The sequence below is a fragment of the Streptomyces sp. SGAir0957 genome, assembly GCF_043523415.1.
The window spans coordinates 5003452-5019950 of record NZ_CP027293.1; the positions used below are offsets into that span (position 1 = coordinate 5003452).

A 16499-nucleotide genomic window follows, 5' to 3' on the forward strand; every position below is an offset into this window, starting at 1 on the left:
CGTACGTGGCCGAGGCCGCGGTTCCCTGCTCCGGGGGCCGCGGCCTTAGTGTTGGTGGTGTACGTACACGTCGTACCGGATGACGGAGAGCGCAGGCCCCCATGGTGCAGATCAAGACCCCCGACCAGATTCGCAAGATGCGGGAGGCGGGGCTTGTCGTCGCGGCGATCCACGCCGCGACCCGTGAGGCGGCCGTGCCCGGCGCGACCACCAAGGACCTGGACGAGGTCGCCCGCAAGGTGATCGCCGAGCACGGGGCGAAGTCGAACTTCCTGGGCTACGGGGGCTTCCCCGCGACCATCTGCACCTCGAAGAACGAGGTCGTCGTCCACGGCATCCCGAGCGACGAGGTCGTCCTGGAGGACGGCGACATCATCTCCATCGACTGCGGCGCCATCGTCGACGGCTGGCACGGCGACGCGGCGTACACCGCGTTCGTCGGCTCCGGTCACTCCCCGGAGCTGCTCGAGCTCTCCCGGGTGACCGAGGAGTCGATGTGGGCCGGGATCGCCGCGATGAAGCAGGGCAACCGGCTCGTCGACGTCTCCCGCGCCATCGAGACCTACATCCGCCGCCAGCCGAAGCCCGGCGGCGGCAAGTACGGCATCGTCGAGGACTACGGCGGCCACGGCATCGGCACCGAGATGCACATGGACCCGCACCTGCTGAACTACGTCGAGCGGCGCCGCGGCAAGGGCCCCAGGCTCGTCCCCGGTTTCTGCCTCGCGATCGAGCCCATGGTCTCCCTCGGCACCCCCCGCACGGAGGTCCTCTCGGACGACTGGACGGTCATCACCACGGACGGCACCTGGTCCTCGCACTGGGAGCACTCGGTGGCGCTGACGGAGGAGGGCCCGCTCGTCCTGACGGCGCCCGACGGCGGCAAGGCGAAGCTGGCCGAGATGGGTGTGACGGCGGCGCCTGATCCGTTGGCGTAAGGGTTGGGGCGTCGGGGGCTTAGGGATCTTCGCGGTAGGGCAGAATTCTCGGATTCGTCTTTCCGGGGGCGCTGACGTAGACTGACTCGTCGGCTCTCGTGTATCTGCATGTCCGCATGCGTGGCGAGAGTCGATCAAGGTAGTCGATTCGAAGGGCGAAGCGTGGCCAAGAAGCAAGGTGCCATCGAGATCGAAGGCACTGTCGTCGAGTCTCTTCCGAACGCCATGTTCAAGGTGGAGCTCCAGAACGGCCACCAGGTCCTGGCACACATCAGCGGCAAGATGCGTATGCACTACATCCGCATCCTCCCTGACGACCGGGTCGTGGTGGAGCTGTCTCCGTACGACCTGACGCGTGGCCGGATCGTCTACCGGTACAAGTAGATCTTGCCCGGCCCCGCTTCCGGCGGGGGCGCCGGCAACTGACCCGGAGAACCTCACCCATGAAGGTCAAGCCGAGCGTCAAGAAGATCTGCGACAAGTGCAGGGTGATCCGCCGTCACGGTCGGGTCATGGTGATCTGCGACAACCCGCGCCACAAGCAGCGCCAGGGCTGACGCACGACTTACTGCAGTTCGTTCGCAGAGTTTCGCGCGACGCACGCAACACATTGAGTACATATGCAGGGCCCGTCGGCAGTGCACAGATTCTGCGCACCGCGGCGACACCTTCGGTCGGAGGCCGGGGACCCAGTCGTACCGAACCGCTCATCGCAGCGGGGACGGCGGCGGGGAGTGGCTCTGCTGCAGACCTCCGAAAATCAACAGGAGCCATGAATGGCACGCGTTGAAGGCGTTGACCTCCCGCGCGACAAGCGCATCGAGGTCGCCCTCACCTACGTGTTCGGCATCGGCCGTACGCGCGCCCAGCTGACGCTGGACACCGTGGGCGTCGACCGCAACATCCGCGTCCGCGACCTGAGCGAGGAAGACCTCGTCAAGATCCGCGAGTACGTGGACCAGAACTTCCAGACCGAGGGTGACCTCCGTCGCGAGATCCAGGCCGACATCCGCCGCAAGGTCGAGATCGGCTGCTACCAGGGTCTGCGCCACCGTCGTGGTCTGCCGGTCCGCGGTCAGCGCACCAGCACGAACGCGCGTACCCGCAAGGGCCCGCGTCGCGCCATCGCCGGTAAGAAGAAGCCGGGCAAGAAGTAGTCCTCAGCGGACGCTTTTCAGCGGTCTTCGCTGTAGGACCGACCACCTCCCGTAGGAGAACGACATGCCCCCCAAGGGACGTCAGGGCGCTGCCAAGAAGGTGCGCCGCAAGGAAAAGAAGAACGTCGCTCACGGCCACGCGCACATCAAGAGCACGTTCAACAACACGATCGTGTCCATCACGGACCCGACCGGCAACGTGATCTCGTGGGCCTCCGCCGGCCACGTCGGCTTCAAGGGCTCCCGCAAGTCCACGCCGTTCGCCGCGCAGATGGCCGCCGAGTCGGCTGCCCGCCGCGCCCAGGAGCACGGCATGCGCAAGGTCGACGTCTTCGTCAAGGGCCCGGGTTCCGGTCGTGAGACCGCCATCCGTTCGCTCCAGGCGACCGGTCTCGAGGTCGGCTCGATCCAGGACGTGACGCCCACGCCGCACAACGGCTGCCGTCCGCCCAAGCGTCGCCGCGTCTGACGCACTGACGTTTTAGGTTTCGGGCGGTACGGCTCCTCGGGGCGGTGCCGCCCGTACCCTTGTTTTATCTCAGGGCATCAAATAGTGGGTGCCCCTGAACTGAAGGACTCGCTTTCATGCTGATCGCTCAGCGTCCCTCGTTGACCGAAGAGGTCGTCGACGAATTCCGCTCCCGGTTCGTGATCGAGCCGCTGGAGCCGGGCTTCGGCTACACCCTCGGCAACTCGCTCCGCCGTACGCTCCTGTCCTCGATCCCGGGTGCGGCCGTCACGTCCATCCGTATCGACGGCGTCCTGCACGAGTTCACCACCGTGCCGGGCGTCAAGGAAGACGTCACCGACCTCATCCTCAACATCAAGCAGCTGGTCGTCTCCTCGGAGCACGACGAGCCCGTCGTGATGTACCTGCGCAAGCAGGGCCCGGGTCTGGTCACCGGCGCCGACATCGCGCCCCCGGCCGGTGTCGAGGTGCACAACCCCGACCTCGTCCTCGCCACGCTCAACGGCAAGGGCAAGCTGGAGATGGAGCTGACCGTCGAGCGCGGTCGCGGCTACGTCTCCGCCGTGCAGAACAAGCAGGTCGGTCAGGAGATCGGGCGCATCCCGGTCGACTCGATCTACTCGCCGGTTCTCAAGGTCACCTACAAGGTCGAGGCCACGCGTGTCGAGCAGCGCACCGACTTCGACAAGCTGATTGTCGACGTCGAGACCAAGCAGGCCATGCGTCCCCGTGACGCCATGGCGTCCGCCGGCAAGACGCTGGTGGAGCTGTTCGGTCTGGCCCGCGAGCTCAACGTCGACGCCGAGGGCATCGACATGGGCCCGTCCCCGACGGACGCCGCCCTGGCGGCCGACCTCGCGCTCCCCATCGAGGAGCTCGAGCTCACCGTCCGGTCGTACAACTGCCTGAAGCGCGAGGGCATCCACTCCGTGGGTGAGCTGGTCGCGCGCTCCGAGGCGGACCTGCTCGACATCCGCAACTTCGGTGCGAAGTCGATCGACGAGGTCAAGGCGAAGCTGCACGGTATGGGCCTCGCCCTGAAGGACTCGCCTCCCGGGTTCGACCCGACGGCGGCGGCGGACGCGTTCGGCGCCGATGACGACGCGGACGCCGGGTTCGTGGAGACTGAGCAGTACTAGTCTGGTTTGATTTTGGCTGCGGGCCGGTTGTGGCTGGTCGCGCAGTTCCCCGCGCCCCTTACGGGGCGCGGTGCCACTGACCTCGGTACCTGATACGGCCGGGGCAGACAACAAGGAGAAACACCATGCCGAAGCCCACCAAGGGTGCCCGTCTGGGCGGCAGCGCCGCGCACGAGAAGCTGCTTCTCGCGAACCTGGCCAAGCAGCTCTTCGAGCACGGCAAGATCACGACGACCGAGGCCAAGGCCCGTCGTCTGCGCCCGTACGCGGAGCGTCTGGTCACCAAGGCGAAGAAGGGCGACCTTCACAACCGCCGCCAGGTGCTGTCCGTCATCACCGACAAGAGCATCGTGCACACGCTCTTCACGGAGATCGGCCCGCGCTACGAGAACCGTCCGGGTGGTTACACCCGTATCACCAAGATCGGTAACCGCCGTGGCGACAACGCGCCCATGGCCGTCATCGAGCTGGTCGAGGCCCTGACGGTCGCGCAGCAGGCCACCGGTGAGGCCGAGGCCGCCACCAAGCGCTCCGCCAAGGACGCCGAGGCTGCCGCTCCGGCCGCCGAGACGGTCGAGGACGCCAAGCCGGCCGAGGCCGCCGAGGAGTCGAAGGACGCCTAGTCGTCCGCTGGGTGCTGTTTCCGGGCGGCTGCGGCTTCGTCGTGGCTGGTCGCGCAGTTCCCCGCGCCCCTTCGGGTGCTTTGAGCGGGCCCGCCCTTTTCACAAGGGCGGGCCCGCTTTTTCGTTGGTGAGAGGATCTACGGGTGAGTGACGAAGTGGCGGACGGGTTCGTGCGGGTGCGGCTCGATCTGTCGTACGACGGGACCGACTTCTCCGGGTGGGCCAAGCAGCCGGGCGGCCGCCGGACCGTCCAGGGGGAGATCGAGGACGCGCTGCGGACCGTGACCCGGTCCCTGGACACGTACGAGCTGACCGTGGCCGGGCGGACCGATGCCGGGGTGCACGCGCGGGGGCAGGTCGCGCACGTCGATCTGCCGGAGGCGGTGTGGGCCGAGCACGCCGAGAAGCTCGTCAAGCGGCTGGCCGGGCGGCTGCCCCGGGACGTGCGGGTGTGGCGGGTCGGCGCGGCGCCTGCCGGGTTCGACGCGCGGTTCGCCGCGCTGTGGCGGCGCTACATCTACCGGGTCACCGACCGGCCGGGCGGCGTCGACCCGCTGCTGCGCGGCCACGTGCTGTGGCACGACTGGGAGCTGGACGTCGCGGCGATGGACGTCGCCGCGAAGTCGCTGATCGGGGAGCACGACTTCGCCGCGTACGCGAAGAAGCGCGAGGGCGCGACGACGATCCGGGAGATCCTCGACTTCGGGGTGGAGCGCCGCGGCGACGGTGTCATCGAGATCGAGGTGCGCGCGGACGCGTTCTGCTACAACCAGGTGCGGTCCATGGTGGGCGCTCTGCTGTTCGTGGGGGACGGGCACCGGGGGCCGGAGTGGCCGCGGAAGGTGCTCGACGCGGGGGTGCGGGACAGCGCGGTGCACGTGGTGCGGCCGCACGGGCTGACGCTCGAGGAAGTGGCGTACCCGGCGGACGAGCTGCTGGCGGAGCGGAACAGGCAGGCGCGGAACAAGCGGACGCTCCCGGAGAGCGGCCGCTGAACCGCCGGGTTCGGGGGCGAGCGGTCAGCCTGCCGTTGCCGCCGCCGATGCCTGGGTCGCGCCCCTGCGCTTGATCTGCTGGAACGTGTACGCCTGGAGGTCGTCGCCCAGGGCGTACAGGGCGGTGTCCTGCTTCGTGGCGTTCTTGCCGTTCGTGTGGCCGCCGTTGGTGAAGTACGCGTAGCGGCCGACGGAGTTCGCGGTCCAGCGGCAGACCGTCGTACGGCAGAACGTCGGGACGCCGGAGCCGGGGAGCGACAGGATCGCGCCGTCGAAGTCGTACTGCTCCTTGGTGCGGGTCGCCGCGGCCTTGGTGTCGAAGACGGCGACACCGATGGTGACCGCCTCGCCACCGCTGGTGTAGGTGGCGCGGATCACCTGCGTGCAGCCGTTCTTCTTCAGGACGCCGGCCAGGCCCTTGGTGCCGACCGAGGCGCAGTCCGTCGTACGGGCCGTCGCGCCCTTCTTGTACGTGCGGCCGTTGAAGGGGAGCGTCGCGCCGGGGAACAGGGTGTCCGCGGTCAGCGGTGCCTTGTCCTTGGCCGCGGTGTCGATGAAGTCGTCCGGGTTCAGCGGCGGCGGCGGGGTCGTCTCCGCGAAGGTCGGGCCCGCCGTCCTGCCCTCGCTGGGGATGTCCGAGCCGCTGGAGAGCCCGCCGCCGGGCTTGTTCGCGGCCGTGCTGCCGCCGCCCGCGGAGACGATGGCCCAGGCGACCACCGAGCCCACCGCGAGCGTGGCGACGACGGCGCCGCCGATCAGCGTCCAGCGCTTCTTGCGTGCGCGTGCCTCCGAGGCCTCCGCCAACGCGGCCCAGTCCGGAGCGCCCCCGCTGTCACCGGAACCCCACGCGGGTCCCCCCTGCCCGAAACTCATGGGGCGCATCTTAGACGCCGCCCGTTACGCTGGGAGGTACTAGGTGGCCGGTCGGCGTGACCGTCGAGGTCCGGCGCCGTTTTGACCCGTCCGGGTCGGCACAGGTACGCTGCCTAGTCGTTATGTGTAATGGATTGCTCATCATCGGATGAGGGGTCCAGCACAGGTTCCCTGGAGCAGTTACCAGTGGGCGGCATACGGGCGCTGAACCCGGCACTGTCGTCCCCAGCTGCACGATCGCTTCAGTGATGCCAATTTCAGCACCCATCCACTGAAGAAGAAGGCTGCGAAGTGCGTACGTACAGCCCTAAGCCCGGCGATGTGACTCGCCAGTGGCACGTCATTGACGCGCAGGACATCGTCCTGGGACGTCTGGCCACCACTGCCGCGAACCTCCTCCGTGGCAAGCACAAGCCGACCTATGCCCCGCACATGGACATGGGCGACTTCGTCATCATCATCAACGCCGACAAGGTTCACCTGTCCGGCAACAAGAAGACCCAGAAGATGGCGTACCGCCACTCCGGCTACCCGGGCGGTCTGCGCTCCGTGCGCTACGACGACCTCCTGGCGAACAACCCGGAGAAGGCCGTCGAGAAGGCCATCAAGGGCATGATCCCCAAGAACACCCTGGGCCGTCAGATGCTCTCGAAGCTGAAGGTCTACTCGGGCGACCAGCACCCGCACGCTGCCCAGCAGCCGGTGCCGTTCGAGATCACCCAGGTCGCGCAGTAGTTCCGGCCACCCCCTAAGACAGAAAAGAATCTGAGGAGAATCGTGGCCGAGACCACTGCCGAGACGCCGGTCGAAGAGACCGAGATCGTCGACGTCGAGAGCTACACCACCGAGTCGGACGCGCCCGTCGAGGGCGAGTACACCTCGGAGTCCAACCCGGCCCGCTTCGGCGACCCGCAGCCGGCCGCCGGCCTGGGCCGTCGCAAGAACGCCATCGCCCGCGTCCGGATCGTCCCGGGCTCCGGCAAGTGGAAGGTCAACGGGCGCACGCTCGAGGACTACTTCCCGAACAAGGTCCACCAGCAGGAAGTCAACGAGCCCTTCAAGGTGCTCGAGCTGGACGGCCGCTACGACGTCATCGCCCGCATCTCGGGTGGCGGCGTCTCCGGTCAGGCCGGTGCCCTGCGCCTCGGCGTGGCCCGCGCGCTGAACGAGGCGGACGTGGACAACAACCGCCCGGCGCTCAAGAAGGCCGGCTACCTCAAGCGCGACGACCGTGCCGTCGAGCGCAAGAAGGCCGGTCTCAAGAAGGCCCGCAAGGCCCCGCAGTACAGCAAGCGCTAAATCGCTGCCTGCTTGTTTTTCCTGTTCGCCCCGGCGGCACTTCCCGTGCCGCCGGGGCGTTCGGCTTATGGATAAGTGGAAGTTTCGGAGGACAACAAGTGGGACGACTCTTCGGCACCGACGGCGTGCGCGGCGTGGCCAACGCGGATCTGACGGCCGAGCTGGCGCTCGGTCTCTCCGTCGCCGCGGCGCACGTGCTCGGTGAGGCGGGCTCCTTCGAGGGGCACCGCCCGGTGGCCGTCGTCGGCCGCGATCCGCGGGCCTCCGGCGAGTTCCTGGAGGCCGCGGTCGTCGCGGGTCTGGCCAGCGCGGGCGTCGACGTCCTGCGCGTCGGTGTGCTGCCCACCCCCGCGGTGGCGTATCTCACCGGCGCCCTGGAGGCCGACCTCGGTGTGATGCTCTCGGCGAGTCACAACGCGATGCCGGACAACGGCATCAAGTTCCTCGCGCGCGGCGGCCACAAGCTCGACGACGCCCTGGAGGACCGCATCGAGGAGCTGTACGAGCAGCACCGCACGGGCGCGCCCTGGGACCGCCCGACCGGCTCCGGCGTCGGCCGCGTCAAGGAGTACGAGGAAGGGTTCGACCGCTACGTCGAGCACCTGCTCGGCGTGCTGCCGAACCGGCTCGAAGGGCTGAAGATCGTCCTCGACGAGGCGCACGGCGCCGCGGCCCGCGTCTCGCCCGAGGCGTTCACGCGCGCGGGCGCCGAGGTCGTCACCATCGGCGCCGAGCCCGACGGCCTCAACATCAACGACGGCTGCGGCTCGACCCACCTCGACCTGCTCAAGGCCGCCGTCATCGAGCACAAGGCCGACTTCGGCATCGCGCACGACGGTGACGCCGACCGCTGCCTGGCCGTGGACCACACGGGCTCCGAGGTCGACGGCGACCAGATCATGGCCGTCCTCGCCCTGTCGATGCGCGAGCACGGCGCCCTGCGCGAGGACACCGTCGTCGCCACCGTCATGTCGAACCTCGGCTTCAAACTGGCCATGCAGCGCGAGGGCATCACCTTCGTCGAGACGGCCGTCGGCGACCGGTACGTCCTGGAGTCGATGAAGCAGCACTCCTACGCGCTGGGCGGCGAGCAGTCCGGGCACGTCATCGTGCTCGACCACGCCACCACCGGCGACGGCACGCTCACCGGCCTGCTCCTCGCGGCGCGCGTCGCCCAGACCGGGCGCAGCCTCCAGGACCTCGCCTCCGTCATGGAGCGCCTGCCGCAGGTGCTCATCAACGTGCCGGACGTCGACAAGTCCCGGGTCACCACCTCCGACGAGCTGACCAGGGCCGTCACCGACGCCGAGCGCGAGCTGGGGGAGACCGGCCGGGTCCTCCTGCGCCCCTCCGGCACCGAGCCGCTCGTCCGCGTCATGGTCGAGGCCGCCGACATCGAGCAGGCGCGGGCCGTGGCGCAGCGCCTCGCGGACGTCGTGAAGTCGGCGCTGGGCTGAACCGCCTGAACACACGTGTGCGGCCCCGCCCGGAGACCTTTCCGGGCGGGGCCGCACACGTGTGTGTTGCTTACAGCTTGCGCAGGCGCAGCCGCTGCACCTTGTGGTCCGGGCCCTTGCGGATGACGAGTCCGGCGCGGCCGCGCGTCGGGGCCACGTTCTCCAGGAGGTTGACCTGGTTGACCGTCCGCCAGGTCGTGCGCGCGTAGTCGAGCGCCTCCTCCTCGGAGACCTGCGTGTACTTGCGGAAGTACGACGACGGGTCCTGGAAGGCGGTCGCGCGCAGCTTGCGGAACCGGTTGAGGTACCAGCGCTCGATGTCCTCCGCGCGCGCGTCCACGTACACGCTGAAGTCGAAGTAGTCGGCGAGCGCGACGCGGGTGCGGCCGTCCTTGCCGGGCAGAGCGGGCTGGAGCACGTTGATGCCCTCGACGATGAGGATGTCGGGGCGGCGGACCACAAGCTTCTGATCGGGCACGATGTCGTAGATCAGGTGGGAGTAGACGGGGGCGGTGACCTCGTCCTTGCCCGCCTTGATGTCGGCGACGAACCGGGTCAGGGCGCGGCGGTCGTACGACTCGGGGAAGCCCTTGCGCGCCATCAGGCCGCGGGCCTGAAGCTCCCTGGTGGGCAGCAGGAAGCCGTCCGTGGTGACGCGCTCCACGCGCGGGTGCTCGGGCCAGCGCGAGAGCAGCGCCTGGAGGAGCCGGGCGACCGTCGACTTGCCGACGGCGACCGAGCCCGCGACCCCTATGACGAAGGGCGTGCCCGACTGGGACGCCTTCTCGCCCGTGTCGCCGAGGAAGGTGTTCACGGCGGAGCGCAGACCGTCGGTGGCGCCGACGTACAGGTTGAGGAGGCGGGAGAGCGGCAGGTAGATGTCGCGGACCTCGTCGAGGTCGATCACGTCGCCGAGACCGCGGACCCGCTCCACCTCGTCGGCGGTCAGCGGTAGTGGCGTCTTGTCACGCAGGGCGCTCCACTCGGTGCGGGTGAGGTCGACGTAGGGAGTCGCCTCCGGCCTGGGCCGGTGGGCGCTCCGGGAGGTCGCGTGCAGGGGCTCGGAGACCGGAGAGATCACAGTCCATTGTTACGGCTGTGTGGCGGCCGTGGGGGGTGGGGTGTGTCACCCGGGGCCGCCCAGGGTCCGTGCGGGGCCCGCCCGGACCCTTCACCGCGGCGATCGGATCGTCACACCTGTCCCACAGGTATGGACCCCGGGTGGAGATGGCCGATACCTTTCCGTGACCCGTGGGGCAGAGCCGCCTCCGTGGGCCCGGAGGTGAAGCAGATGTCCTTAATGCGCGTACCAGGCTTCGTGCGCCGCCTGGCCCGCTCCGAACGCCCGCCGCCCCCCGGCGACGAGGACTGGGCCGGTCACGTCCGCAGTGAGCTGGCGGGCGACCTGCCCGACGAGGACATCGGCGAGGACCTCGACGACTGCCTCGACCTCTACGAGATGGGCTCCAAGCCGCGCTGCGAGGAGGCCGAGTACCTGGGGCTCGTACGGGACGCGCGGGACCGGCTCCTGTGGGGGCGCGAGAGCTGACCCTAGGCTTTTGTCCATGTGCGGAATCGTGGGATACGTAGGTTCACAGTCGGCCCTCGACGTCGTCCTCGCGGGGCTGAAACGCCTGGAGTACCGGGGCTACGACTCGGCCGGCGCGGCGGTGCTCGCCGACGGGTCGCTCGCCGCCGCGAAGAAGGCCGGCAAGCTCGCCAACCTGGAGAAGGAACTGGTCGACCGGCCGCTGCCGAGCGGCGCCGCCGGGATCGGACACACCCGCTGGGCCACGCACGGCGGCCCCACCGACGCCAACGCGCACCCGCACCTCGACAACGCGGGCCGGGTCGCCGTCGTCCACAACGGGATCATCGAGAACTTCGCCGAGCTGCGCGCCGAGCTGGCCGAGCGCGGCCACGAACTGGCCTCCGAGACGGACACCGAGGTGGTGGCCCACCTGCTCGCCGAGGAGTTCTCCGGCTGCGGGGACCTCGCCGAGGCCATGCGGCTCGTCTGCCGCCGCCTGGACGGGGCGTTCACGCTGGTCGCCGCGCACGCGGACGTGCCGGACACGATCGTCGGGGCGCGCCGGAACTCGCCGCTCGTGGTCGGCGTCGGCGAGGGCGAGGCGTTCCTCGCGTCCGACGTCGCCGCGTTCATCGCGCACACGCGCTCCGCGATCGAACTCGGCCAGGACCAGGTCGTCCTCGTGCGCAGGGACGCGGTGACGATCACCGACTTCGAAGGGCGGCCCGCCGACGACGACGTACGCCACTACCACGTCGACTGGGACGCCTCCGCCGCCGAGAAGGGCGGCTACGACTACTTCATGCTCAAGGAGATCGCCGAACAGCCGAAGGCCGTCGCGGACACGCTGCTCGGGCGGATCGGGGCCAACGGGCAGCTCACCCTCGACGAGCTGCGCATCCCCCAGCAGGTCCTGAAGATGGTCGACAAGGTCGTCATCGTGGCGTGCGGTACGGCGTTCCACGCAGGGCTCATCGCCAAGTACGCCATCGAACACTGGACCCGCGTCCCCTGCGAGGTCGAGCTGGCCAGCGAGTTCCGCTACCGGGACCCGATCCTCGACGCCCGCTCGCTCGTCGTCGCGATCTCCCAGTCCGGCGAGACCATGGACACGCTGATGGCGCTGCGGCACGCGCGCGAACAAGGCGCGACCGTCCTCGCCATCTGCAACACCAACGGCTCGACGATCCCGCGCGAGTCCGACGCCGTGCTCTACACGCACGCGGGCCCGGAGGTCGCCGTCGCCTCCACGAAGGCGTTCCTGACCCAGCTCGTCGCCTGCTACCTGGTGGCGCTGTACCTCGGGCAGGTACGGGGCACCAAGTGGGCCGACGAGATCCTGCCGGTCGTACGGGACCTCTCGCGCATCGGTGAAGAGGTCGAACGGGTCCTGGAGACCATGGAGCCCGTACGCGAACTGGCGCGGTCCCTCGCCGGGCAGGACACGGTGCTCTTCCTCGGGCGGCACGTCGGGTACCCGGTGGCGCTGGAAGGGGCGCTGAAGCTGAAGGAACTGGCGTACATGCACGCCGAAGGCTTCGCCGCCGGGGAGCTGAAGCACGGGCCGATCGCGCTCATCGAGGACGGCGTGCCCGTCGTGGTCGTCGTGCCGTCGCCGCGCGGGCGGTCCGTCCTCCACGACAAGATGGTCTCCAACATCCAGGAGATCCGGGCACGCGGCGCCCTGACCATCGTGATCGCCGAGGAGGGCGACGAGACCGTCGTGCCCTACGCGGACCATCTCGTACGGGTCCCGGCCACGCCGACGCTCCTCCAGCCGATGGTCACCACCGTGCCGTTGCAGGTGTTCGCCTGCGAGCTCGCGACCGCGCGCGGCAACGAAGTGGACCAGCCGCGCAACCTCGCGAAATCCGTGACGGTGGAGTAGCCGCCGTAAGGTGCCCGCATGAGCATCATCGGGGTCGGGATCGACGTGGCCGAGATCGAACGGTTCGCGGCATCCCTCGCACGCACGCCAGCGCTCGCCGAGCGGTTGTTCCTGCGCGACGAGCTGTTCCTGCCGGGCGGCGCCGAGCGGCGCGGAGTCGCTTCGCTGGCCGCCCGGTTCGCCGCGAAGGAGGCCCTCGCGAAAGCGCTGGGGGCGCCGGTGGGGCTGCGGTGGACCGACGCGGAGGTGTACGTCGAGGACACGGGGCAGCCGCGGTTGCGGGTGACCGGGTCGGTGGCCGCGCGGGCCGCGGAGCTCGGGGTCGCGGGGTTTCATGTGTCGCTGAGCCACGATGCGGGGGTCGCTTCCGCTGTGGTGGTGGCGGAGGGGTAGCCCGGCTCCACGTCCGGCGGTCACCGGGTACGACGCCGTCGTGGGTTCGTGGCGTTGCCGGGTGCGCCCGCCGTCGTGGCTGGTCGCGCCGTTCCCCGCGCCCCTTCAGGGGCGGCTTTCCGCCGTGGGGGTTCGTGGCGTTGCCGGGTGCGCCTGGTGTCGTGGCTGGTCGCGCCGTTCCCCGCGCCCCTGGGGGCCTGCGGCTTCGGCGCTGTCCCAGGGGCGCGTGGGCCGGCCGCGATTTGCGCGCAGTCGGAGTTGGGCGGGGCTAGGCGGTGGCTGCGTCTCGCCAGGCTGTTTGTAGCGCTGACGCCACGTCCTGGGCCGAGATGGGGGCGTTCCGGGAGGAGGCGCGGGCCGCCAGGCCGTGGAGGTAGGCCCCGGCCGACGCCGCGTCCAACGGCCCGAGGCCGGCCGCCAGGAGGGAGCCGGTGAGGCCCGAGAGGACGTCGCCGCTCCCGGCGGTGGCGAGCCACGGGGTGCCGGTGGAGTTGACCCGGAGGGGGGCGCGGCCGTCAGGAGAGGGCGGCGACGCGATCAAGGTCGTCGACCCCTTCAGGAGCACCGTCGCCCCGTACCGGGACGCCAACTCCCGGACGGAGGACACCCGTTCGGCCTCGACCCGCTCCCGCGCACATCCGAGCAGCGCCGCCGCCTCCCCGGCGTGCGGGGTGAGGACGGTGGCCGCGCGGCGCCTCCGTACCGTCTCCGGGTCGGCCAGCCGGAGGCCGTCCGCGTCGATGAGGACCGGGACGTCCGACGCGAGGACGTCCGCCATGCCGGTCTTGTCGTCGCCGAGGCCGGGGCCGATCACCCACGCCTGGACGCGGCCCGCCTGCGAGGGCGGCCCGGCCGAGACGAGCGTCTCGGGGAAGCGGGCGATGACCGCGTCCGCGGCGGGACCGACGTAGCGGACCGCGCCCGCGCCGCCGTGCAGCGCTCCCGCGGTGGCGAGGACGGCCGCGCCCGGATAGCGCTCGGAACCGGCGACGACGCCGACGACACCGCGCTGGTACTTGTCGCTCTCGCCGGTGGGGCGGGGGAGCAGCCCCGCCACGTCGTCGTGCTGCAGCGCTTCCAGGGCCGGGGAGGACGTGCCCGGATCGAGGCCGATGTCCACCAGGCGGAGCGCTCCCGCGTACGCGTGTGCCGGGTCCACCAGGAGACCCGGTTTGTACGCGCCGAACGTGACCGTGGCGTCCGCCCGTACCGCCTCGCCCCGCACTTCACCCGTGTCCGCGTCCACCCCGCTGGGCAGGTCGACGGCGACGACGAGGCACCGCGACTCCCCGGCCAGCGAGGCGAGCCGGGCGGCTCGGGGGCGCAGGCCGCCCTTGCCCCCGATGCCGACGATGCCGTCGAGGACGAGGTCGGCGCGGGCCACGCGGTCCTCGGCGTCGGCCCCCTCCGCGTCGAGCACCGTGCCGCCCGCGGAGCGCAGCGCGGCGAGTCCGCCCGGGTGCGCCCGCTCGGGTGAGAGGAGCAGCGCGGTGAGGCCCGCGCCGCGCTTGGCGAGGCGGGCGCCCGCGTACAGGGCGTCGCCGCCGTTGTCCCCGGAGCCGATCAGCAGGGTGACCCGTTTCCCGTACACCTTGCCGAGCAGGTCGGCGCAGGCGGCGGCGAGGCCCGCCGCGGCCCGCTGCATCAGTGCTCCGTCGGGCAGGCGCGCCATCAGCGCGCGTTCGGCGGCCCGGACACTCTCCACGTCGTAAGCAGTGCGCATGTCATCGAGTCTCCCCCAGGAAGTGGCGACGAAGCAGGCCGGCGGTCTCGGCGGGGTGTGTGGACCAGGTGCTCAGCGACCTGGTCACCGGGTCACCGCCCCCGACGCCCAGTTGCTCGGCAACCCGGTCATCGGGTCGCCGCTCGTGAAGGCCAGTTGCTGAGTGCCGCGTGCAGCGCCTCGACCGTGCTCGCCCAGCTCGCGCCCGCCTCCCGCTGGTGCCGGAAGCTGCCCGCCAGTTCGAGGCTGACGAAGCCGTGGAAGGTGCTGCGCAGCAGGCGGCCCGCGTCGGTCAGGTCCGGTTCCGTCAGGTCGTAGCCCTGGAGCAGCGCGTAGGTGCAGGTGAGGTTACGGCGCAGGCCGGGGTGGGCCTCGATGACGTCCGGGTCGAGCTCTTGCTGCTGGGTGGCCGCGTACCGGCCGGGGTGGGCGAGGGCGAAGTCCCGGTAGGCGTCCGCGAAAGCGGTGAGGGCGTCGTGGCGCGCCCGGCCCGCGAGCGCGTCCGCGATCCGGTCGGCGAGGTCGAGGCCGGACCGGATCGCGACCTGGACGCGCAGGTCGGAGAGGTTCTTGACGTGTGCGTAGAGGCTGGCGTCCTTGACGCCGAAGCCACGGGCCAGCGCCGCGACGGTGATGTGCTCGAAACCGACGGAGTCCGCGAGATCGGCGGCGGCCGCCACCACCCGCTCCCTGGTCAGACCTGCCCTTGCCATCACAGCCGTGTCACTCCTCAATTCCTAGGGGGCCTAGGTTGCTGCTTACGGCTCCTAGGGTTATCCGGACCCGCCGGACCGGTCAACGGATTTCACCGCAATCCCCTCTGAGAGACTGGGCGCACGATGAACGAGAACGTGACTGCCCCGCTCCGCGCCCGCGCCGAGATCGATCTCGGCGCCCTGAAGGCCAACGTGCGGTCCCTGCGCGCCCATGCGCCGGGGGCCGCGTTCATGGCCGTCGTGAAGGCGGACGCGTACGGGCACGGCATGATCCCGGTGGCCCGCGCCGCCAAGGAGGCGGGCGCCGAGTGGATCGGAACCGCCACGCCCGAGGAAGCCCTCGAACTGCGTGCCGCGGGCCTGACCGGGCGCATCCTGTGCTGGTTGTGGGTGCCGGGCGGGCCGTGGCGCGAGGGCGTCGAGGCCGGCCTGGACATGTCGGTGAGCGGCCTGTGGGCGTTGCGCGAGGTCGTCGAGGCGGCCCGCGCCGTCGGCCGCCCGGCCCGGATCCAGCTCAAGGCCGACACGGGCCTCGGGCGCAATGGCTGCCTGCCCGCCGACTGGCCCGAGCTGGTGCGCGAGGCCCTGGCCGCGCAGGCGGCGGGGCACGTCACCGTCACCGGGCTGTGGTCGCACTTCGCCTGCGCCGACGAGCCGGGCCACCCCGCCACCCCGGCCCAGCTGGAGTCGTTCCGCGAGATGGTCGCGTACGCGGAGGAGCGGGGCGTCACCCCCGAGGTGCGGCACATCGCGAACTCGCCGGGCACGCTCACCCTCCCCGAGACCCACTTCGACCTCGTGCGCCCCGGCATCGCCATGTACGGGATCTCGCCCAGCCCGGAGCTCGGCACGCCCGCCGACTTCGGCCTGCGCCCCGTCATGACGCTCAAGGCGAACCTGGCGCTCGTGAAGCAGGCGCCGGGTGGACTCGGCATCAGTTACGGGCATCACTACGTCACACCCGGCGCCACGACCCTCGGCCTGGTGCCGCTCGGCTACGCGGACGGCATCCCGCGCCATGCCTCCGGCTCCGGGCCCGTCCTCATCGGCGGCAAGCTGCGCACGGTCGCGGGACGGATCGCGATGGACCAGTTCGTCGTCGACCTCGGCGGCGACGAGCCCGCCGCGGGCGACGAGGCGGTCCTGTTCGGTCCCGGCGACGCGGGCGAGCCGACCGCGGAGGACTGGGCGGCCGCGGCGGGCACGATCGCGTACGAGATCGTGACCCGGATCGGTTCGCGGGTACCTCGCGTCTATGGGGACACGGGGAAGCAGAGCACGGTCTGAGATCCGGACGG

The 16499-nt window shown here is 70.5% G+C and carries 19 protein-coding genes; 15 read left to right on the top strand and 4 right to left on the bottom strand.

Features of this window, described 5'->3' with window-relative positions:
• The first annotated feature begins 101 nt into the window (after positions 1 to 101).
• From map to truA, 8 genes are all read left to right on the top strand, one after another.
• Entirely contained in the window at positions 102 to 938 is an 837-nt protein-coding gene (map, locus tag C1N81_RS27410; protein WP_394433441.1) for a type I methionyl aminopeptidase, read from the top strand.
• Positions 939 to 1100: 162 nt separating this feature from the next.
• Positions 1101 to 1322, top strand: a complete 222-nt coding sequence (gene infA, locus C1N81_RS27415) for a translation initiation factor IF-1 (protein WP_003948620.1) — start codon at positions 1101 to 1103, stop codon at positions 1320 to 1322.
• A gap of 59 nt (positions 1323 to 1381) precedes the next feature.
• Complete coding sequence (rpmJ, locus tag C1N81_RS27420; RefSeq protein WP_003974245.1) at positions 1382 to 1495, top strand: 50S ribosomal protein L36; 114 nt, start codon at positions 1382 to 1384, stop codon at positions 1493 to 1495.
• 219 nt (positions 1496 to 1714) lie between these two features.
• Positions 1715 to 2095, top strand: a complete 381-nt coding sequence (gene rpsM / locus C1N81_RS27425; RefSeq protein ID WP_394433443.1) for a 30S ribosomal protein S13 — start codon at positions 1715 to 1717, stop codon at positions 2093 to 2095.
• 64 nt (positions 2096 to 2159) lie between these two features.
• Positions 2160 to 2564 (top strand): 30S ribosomal protein S11, encoded by a 405-nt coding sequence (gene rpsK, locus C1N81_RS27430; protein WP_003948617.1) that lies wholly within the window; start codon positions 2160 to 2162, stop codon positions 2562 to 2564.
• Positions 2565 to 2680: 116 nt separating this feature from the next.
• Complete coding sequence (locus C1N81_RS27435; protein ID WP_394433445.1) at positions 2681 to 3703, top strand: DNA-directed RNA polymerase subunit alpha; 1023 nt, start codon at positions 2681 to 2683, stop codon at positions 3701 to 3703.
• Positions 3704 to 3828: 125 nt separating this feature from the next.
• A complete protein-coding gene (gene rplQ, locus C1N81_RS27440) occupies positions 3829 to 4326 on the top strand; it encodes a 50S ribosomal protein L17 (protein ID WP_394433447.1) in 498 nt (165 codons plus the stop codon).
• Between the two features lie 143 nt (positions 4327 to 4469).
• Positions 4470 to 5321 (top strand): tRNA pseudouridine(38-40) synthase TruA, encoded by an 852-nt coding sequence (gene truA / locus C1N81_RS27445; protein ID WP_394433449.1) that lies wholly within the window; start codon positions 4470 to 4472, stop codon positions 5319 to 5321.
• Positions 5322 to 5345: 24 nt separating this feature from the next.
• Here the strand turns inward: truA and C1N81_RS27450 are convergent, their stop codons facing one another.
• Complete coding sequence (locus C1N81_RS27450) at positions 5346 to 6194, bottom strand: hypothetical protein (RefSeq protein ID WP_394433451.1); 849 nt, start codon at positions 6192 to 6194, stop codon at positions 5346 to 5348.
• Between the two features lie 291 nt (positions 6195 to 6485).
• Here C1N81_RS27450 and rplM point away from each other — a divergent pair, with 291 nt between their 5' ends.
• The 3 genes from rplM (at position 6486) to glmM (ending at position 8950) form a co-directional block, all read left to right on the top strand.
• Entirely contained in the window at positions 6486 to 6929 is a 444-nt protein-coding gene (rplM, locus tag C1N81_RS27455) for a 50S ribosomal protein L13 (protein WP_324767608.1), read from the top strand.
• 42 nt (positions 6930 to 6971) lie between these two features.
• Entirely contained in the window at positions 6972 to 7493 is a 522-nt protein-coding gene (gene rpsI, locus C1N81_RS27460) for a 30S ribosomal protein S9 (protein ID WP_356495134.1), read from the top strand.
• A gap of 98 nt (positions 7494 to 7591) precedes the next feature.
• Positions 7592 to 8950, top strand: a complete 1359-nt coding sequence (gene glmM, locus C1N81_RS27465) for a phosphoglucosamine mutase (protein ID WP_394433453.1) — start codon at positions 7592 to 7594, stop codon at positions 8948 to 8950.
• 70 nt (positions 8951 to 9020) lie between these two features.
• On the opposite strand, the gene coaA is transcribed toward glmM, so the two are convergent.
• Positions 9021 to 10031, bottom strand: coding sequence for a type I pantothenate kinase (gene coaA / locus C1N81_RS27470; RefSeq protein WP_394433454.1), 1011 nt, complete (start codon positions 10029 to 10031; stop codon positions 9021 to 9023).
• A gap of 219 nt (positions 10032 to 10250) precedes the next feature.
• Here coaA and C1N81_RS27475 point away from each other — a divergent pair, with 219 nt between their 5' ends.
• Genes C1N81_RS27475 through C1N81_RS27485 form a run of 3 tightly spaced genes read left to right on the top strand, consistent with a single transcriptional unit; the run spans position 10251 to position 12762 of the window.
• Positions 10251 to 10499, top strand: a complete 249-nt coding sequence (locus C1N81_RS27475; protein WP_394433456.1) for a hypothetical protein — start codon at positions 10251 to 10253, stop codon at positions 10497 to 10499.
• A gap of 16 nt (positions 10500 to 10515) precedes the next feature.
• Positions 10516 to 12369 carry a glutamine--fructose-6-phosphate transaminase (isomerizing) gene (gene glmS, locus C1N81_RS27480; RefSeq protein ID WP_394433458.1) on the top strand — a complete coding sequence of 618 codons (1854 nt, stop codon included), beginning with the start codon at positions 10516 to 10518 and terminating at the stop codon, positions 12367 to 12369.
• Between the two features lie 18 nt (positions 12370 to 12387).
• A complete protein-coding gene (locus C1N81_RS27485; RefSeq protein ID WP_394433460.1) occupies positions 12388 to 12762 on the top strand; it encodes a holo-ACP synthase in 375 nt (124 codons plus the stop codon).
• Between the two features lie 268 nt (positions 12763 to 13030).
• On the opposite strand, the gene C1N81_RS27490 is transcribed toward C1N81_RS27485, so the two are convergent.
• Together C1N81_RS27490 and C1N81_RS27495 are read right to left on the bottom strand one after the other, a co-directional pair.
• The gene (locus C1N81_RS27490) at positions 13031 to 14485 is read right to left on the bottom strand and encodes an NAD(P)H-hydrate dehydratase (protein WP_394433462.1); all 1455 of its coding nucleotides are present in this window, start codon (positions 14483 to 14485) and stop codon (positions 13031 to 13033) included.
• A gap of 128 nt (positions 14486 to 14613) precedes the next feature.
• On the bottom strand, positions 14614 to 15198 hold the full coding sequence (locus C1N81_RS27495) for a TetR/AcrR family transcriptional regulator (protein WP_394433464.1): 585 nt from the start codon (positions 15196 to 15198) through the stop codon (positions 14614 to 14616).
• A gap of 126 nt (positions 15199 to 15324) precedes the next feature.
• On the opposite strand from C1N81_RS27495, the gene alr reads away from it, so the two are divergent.
• Positions 15325 to 16488: an alanine racemase gene (gene alr, locus C1N81_RS27500; RefSeq protein ID WP_394433466.1), complete on the top strand. Its 1164-nt coding sequence runs from the start codon at positions 15325 to 15327 to the stop codon at positions 16486 to 16488.
• Positions 16489 to 16499 lie beyond the last annotated feature (11 nt).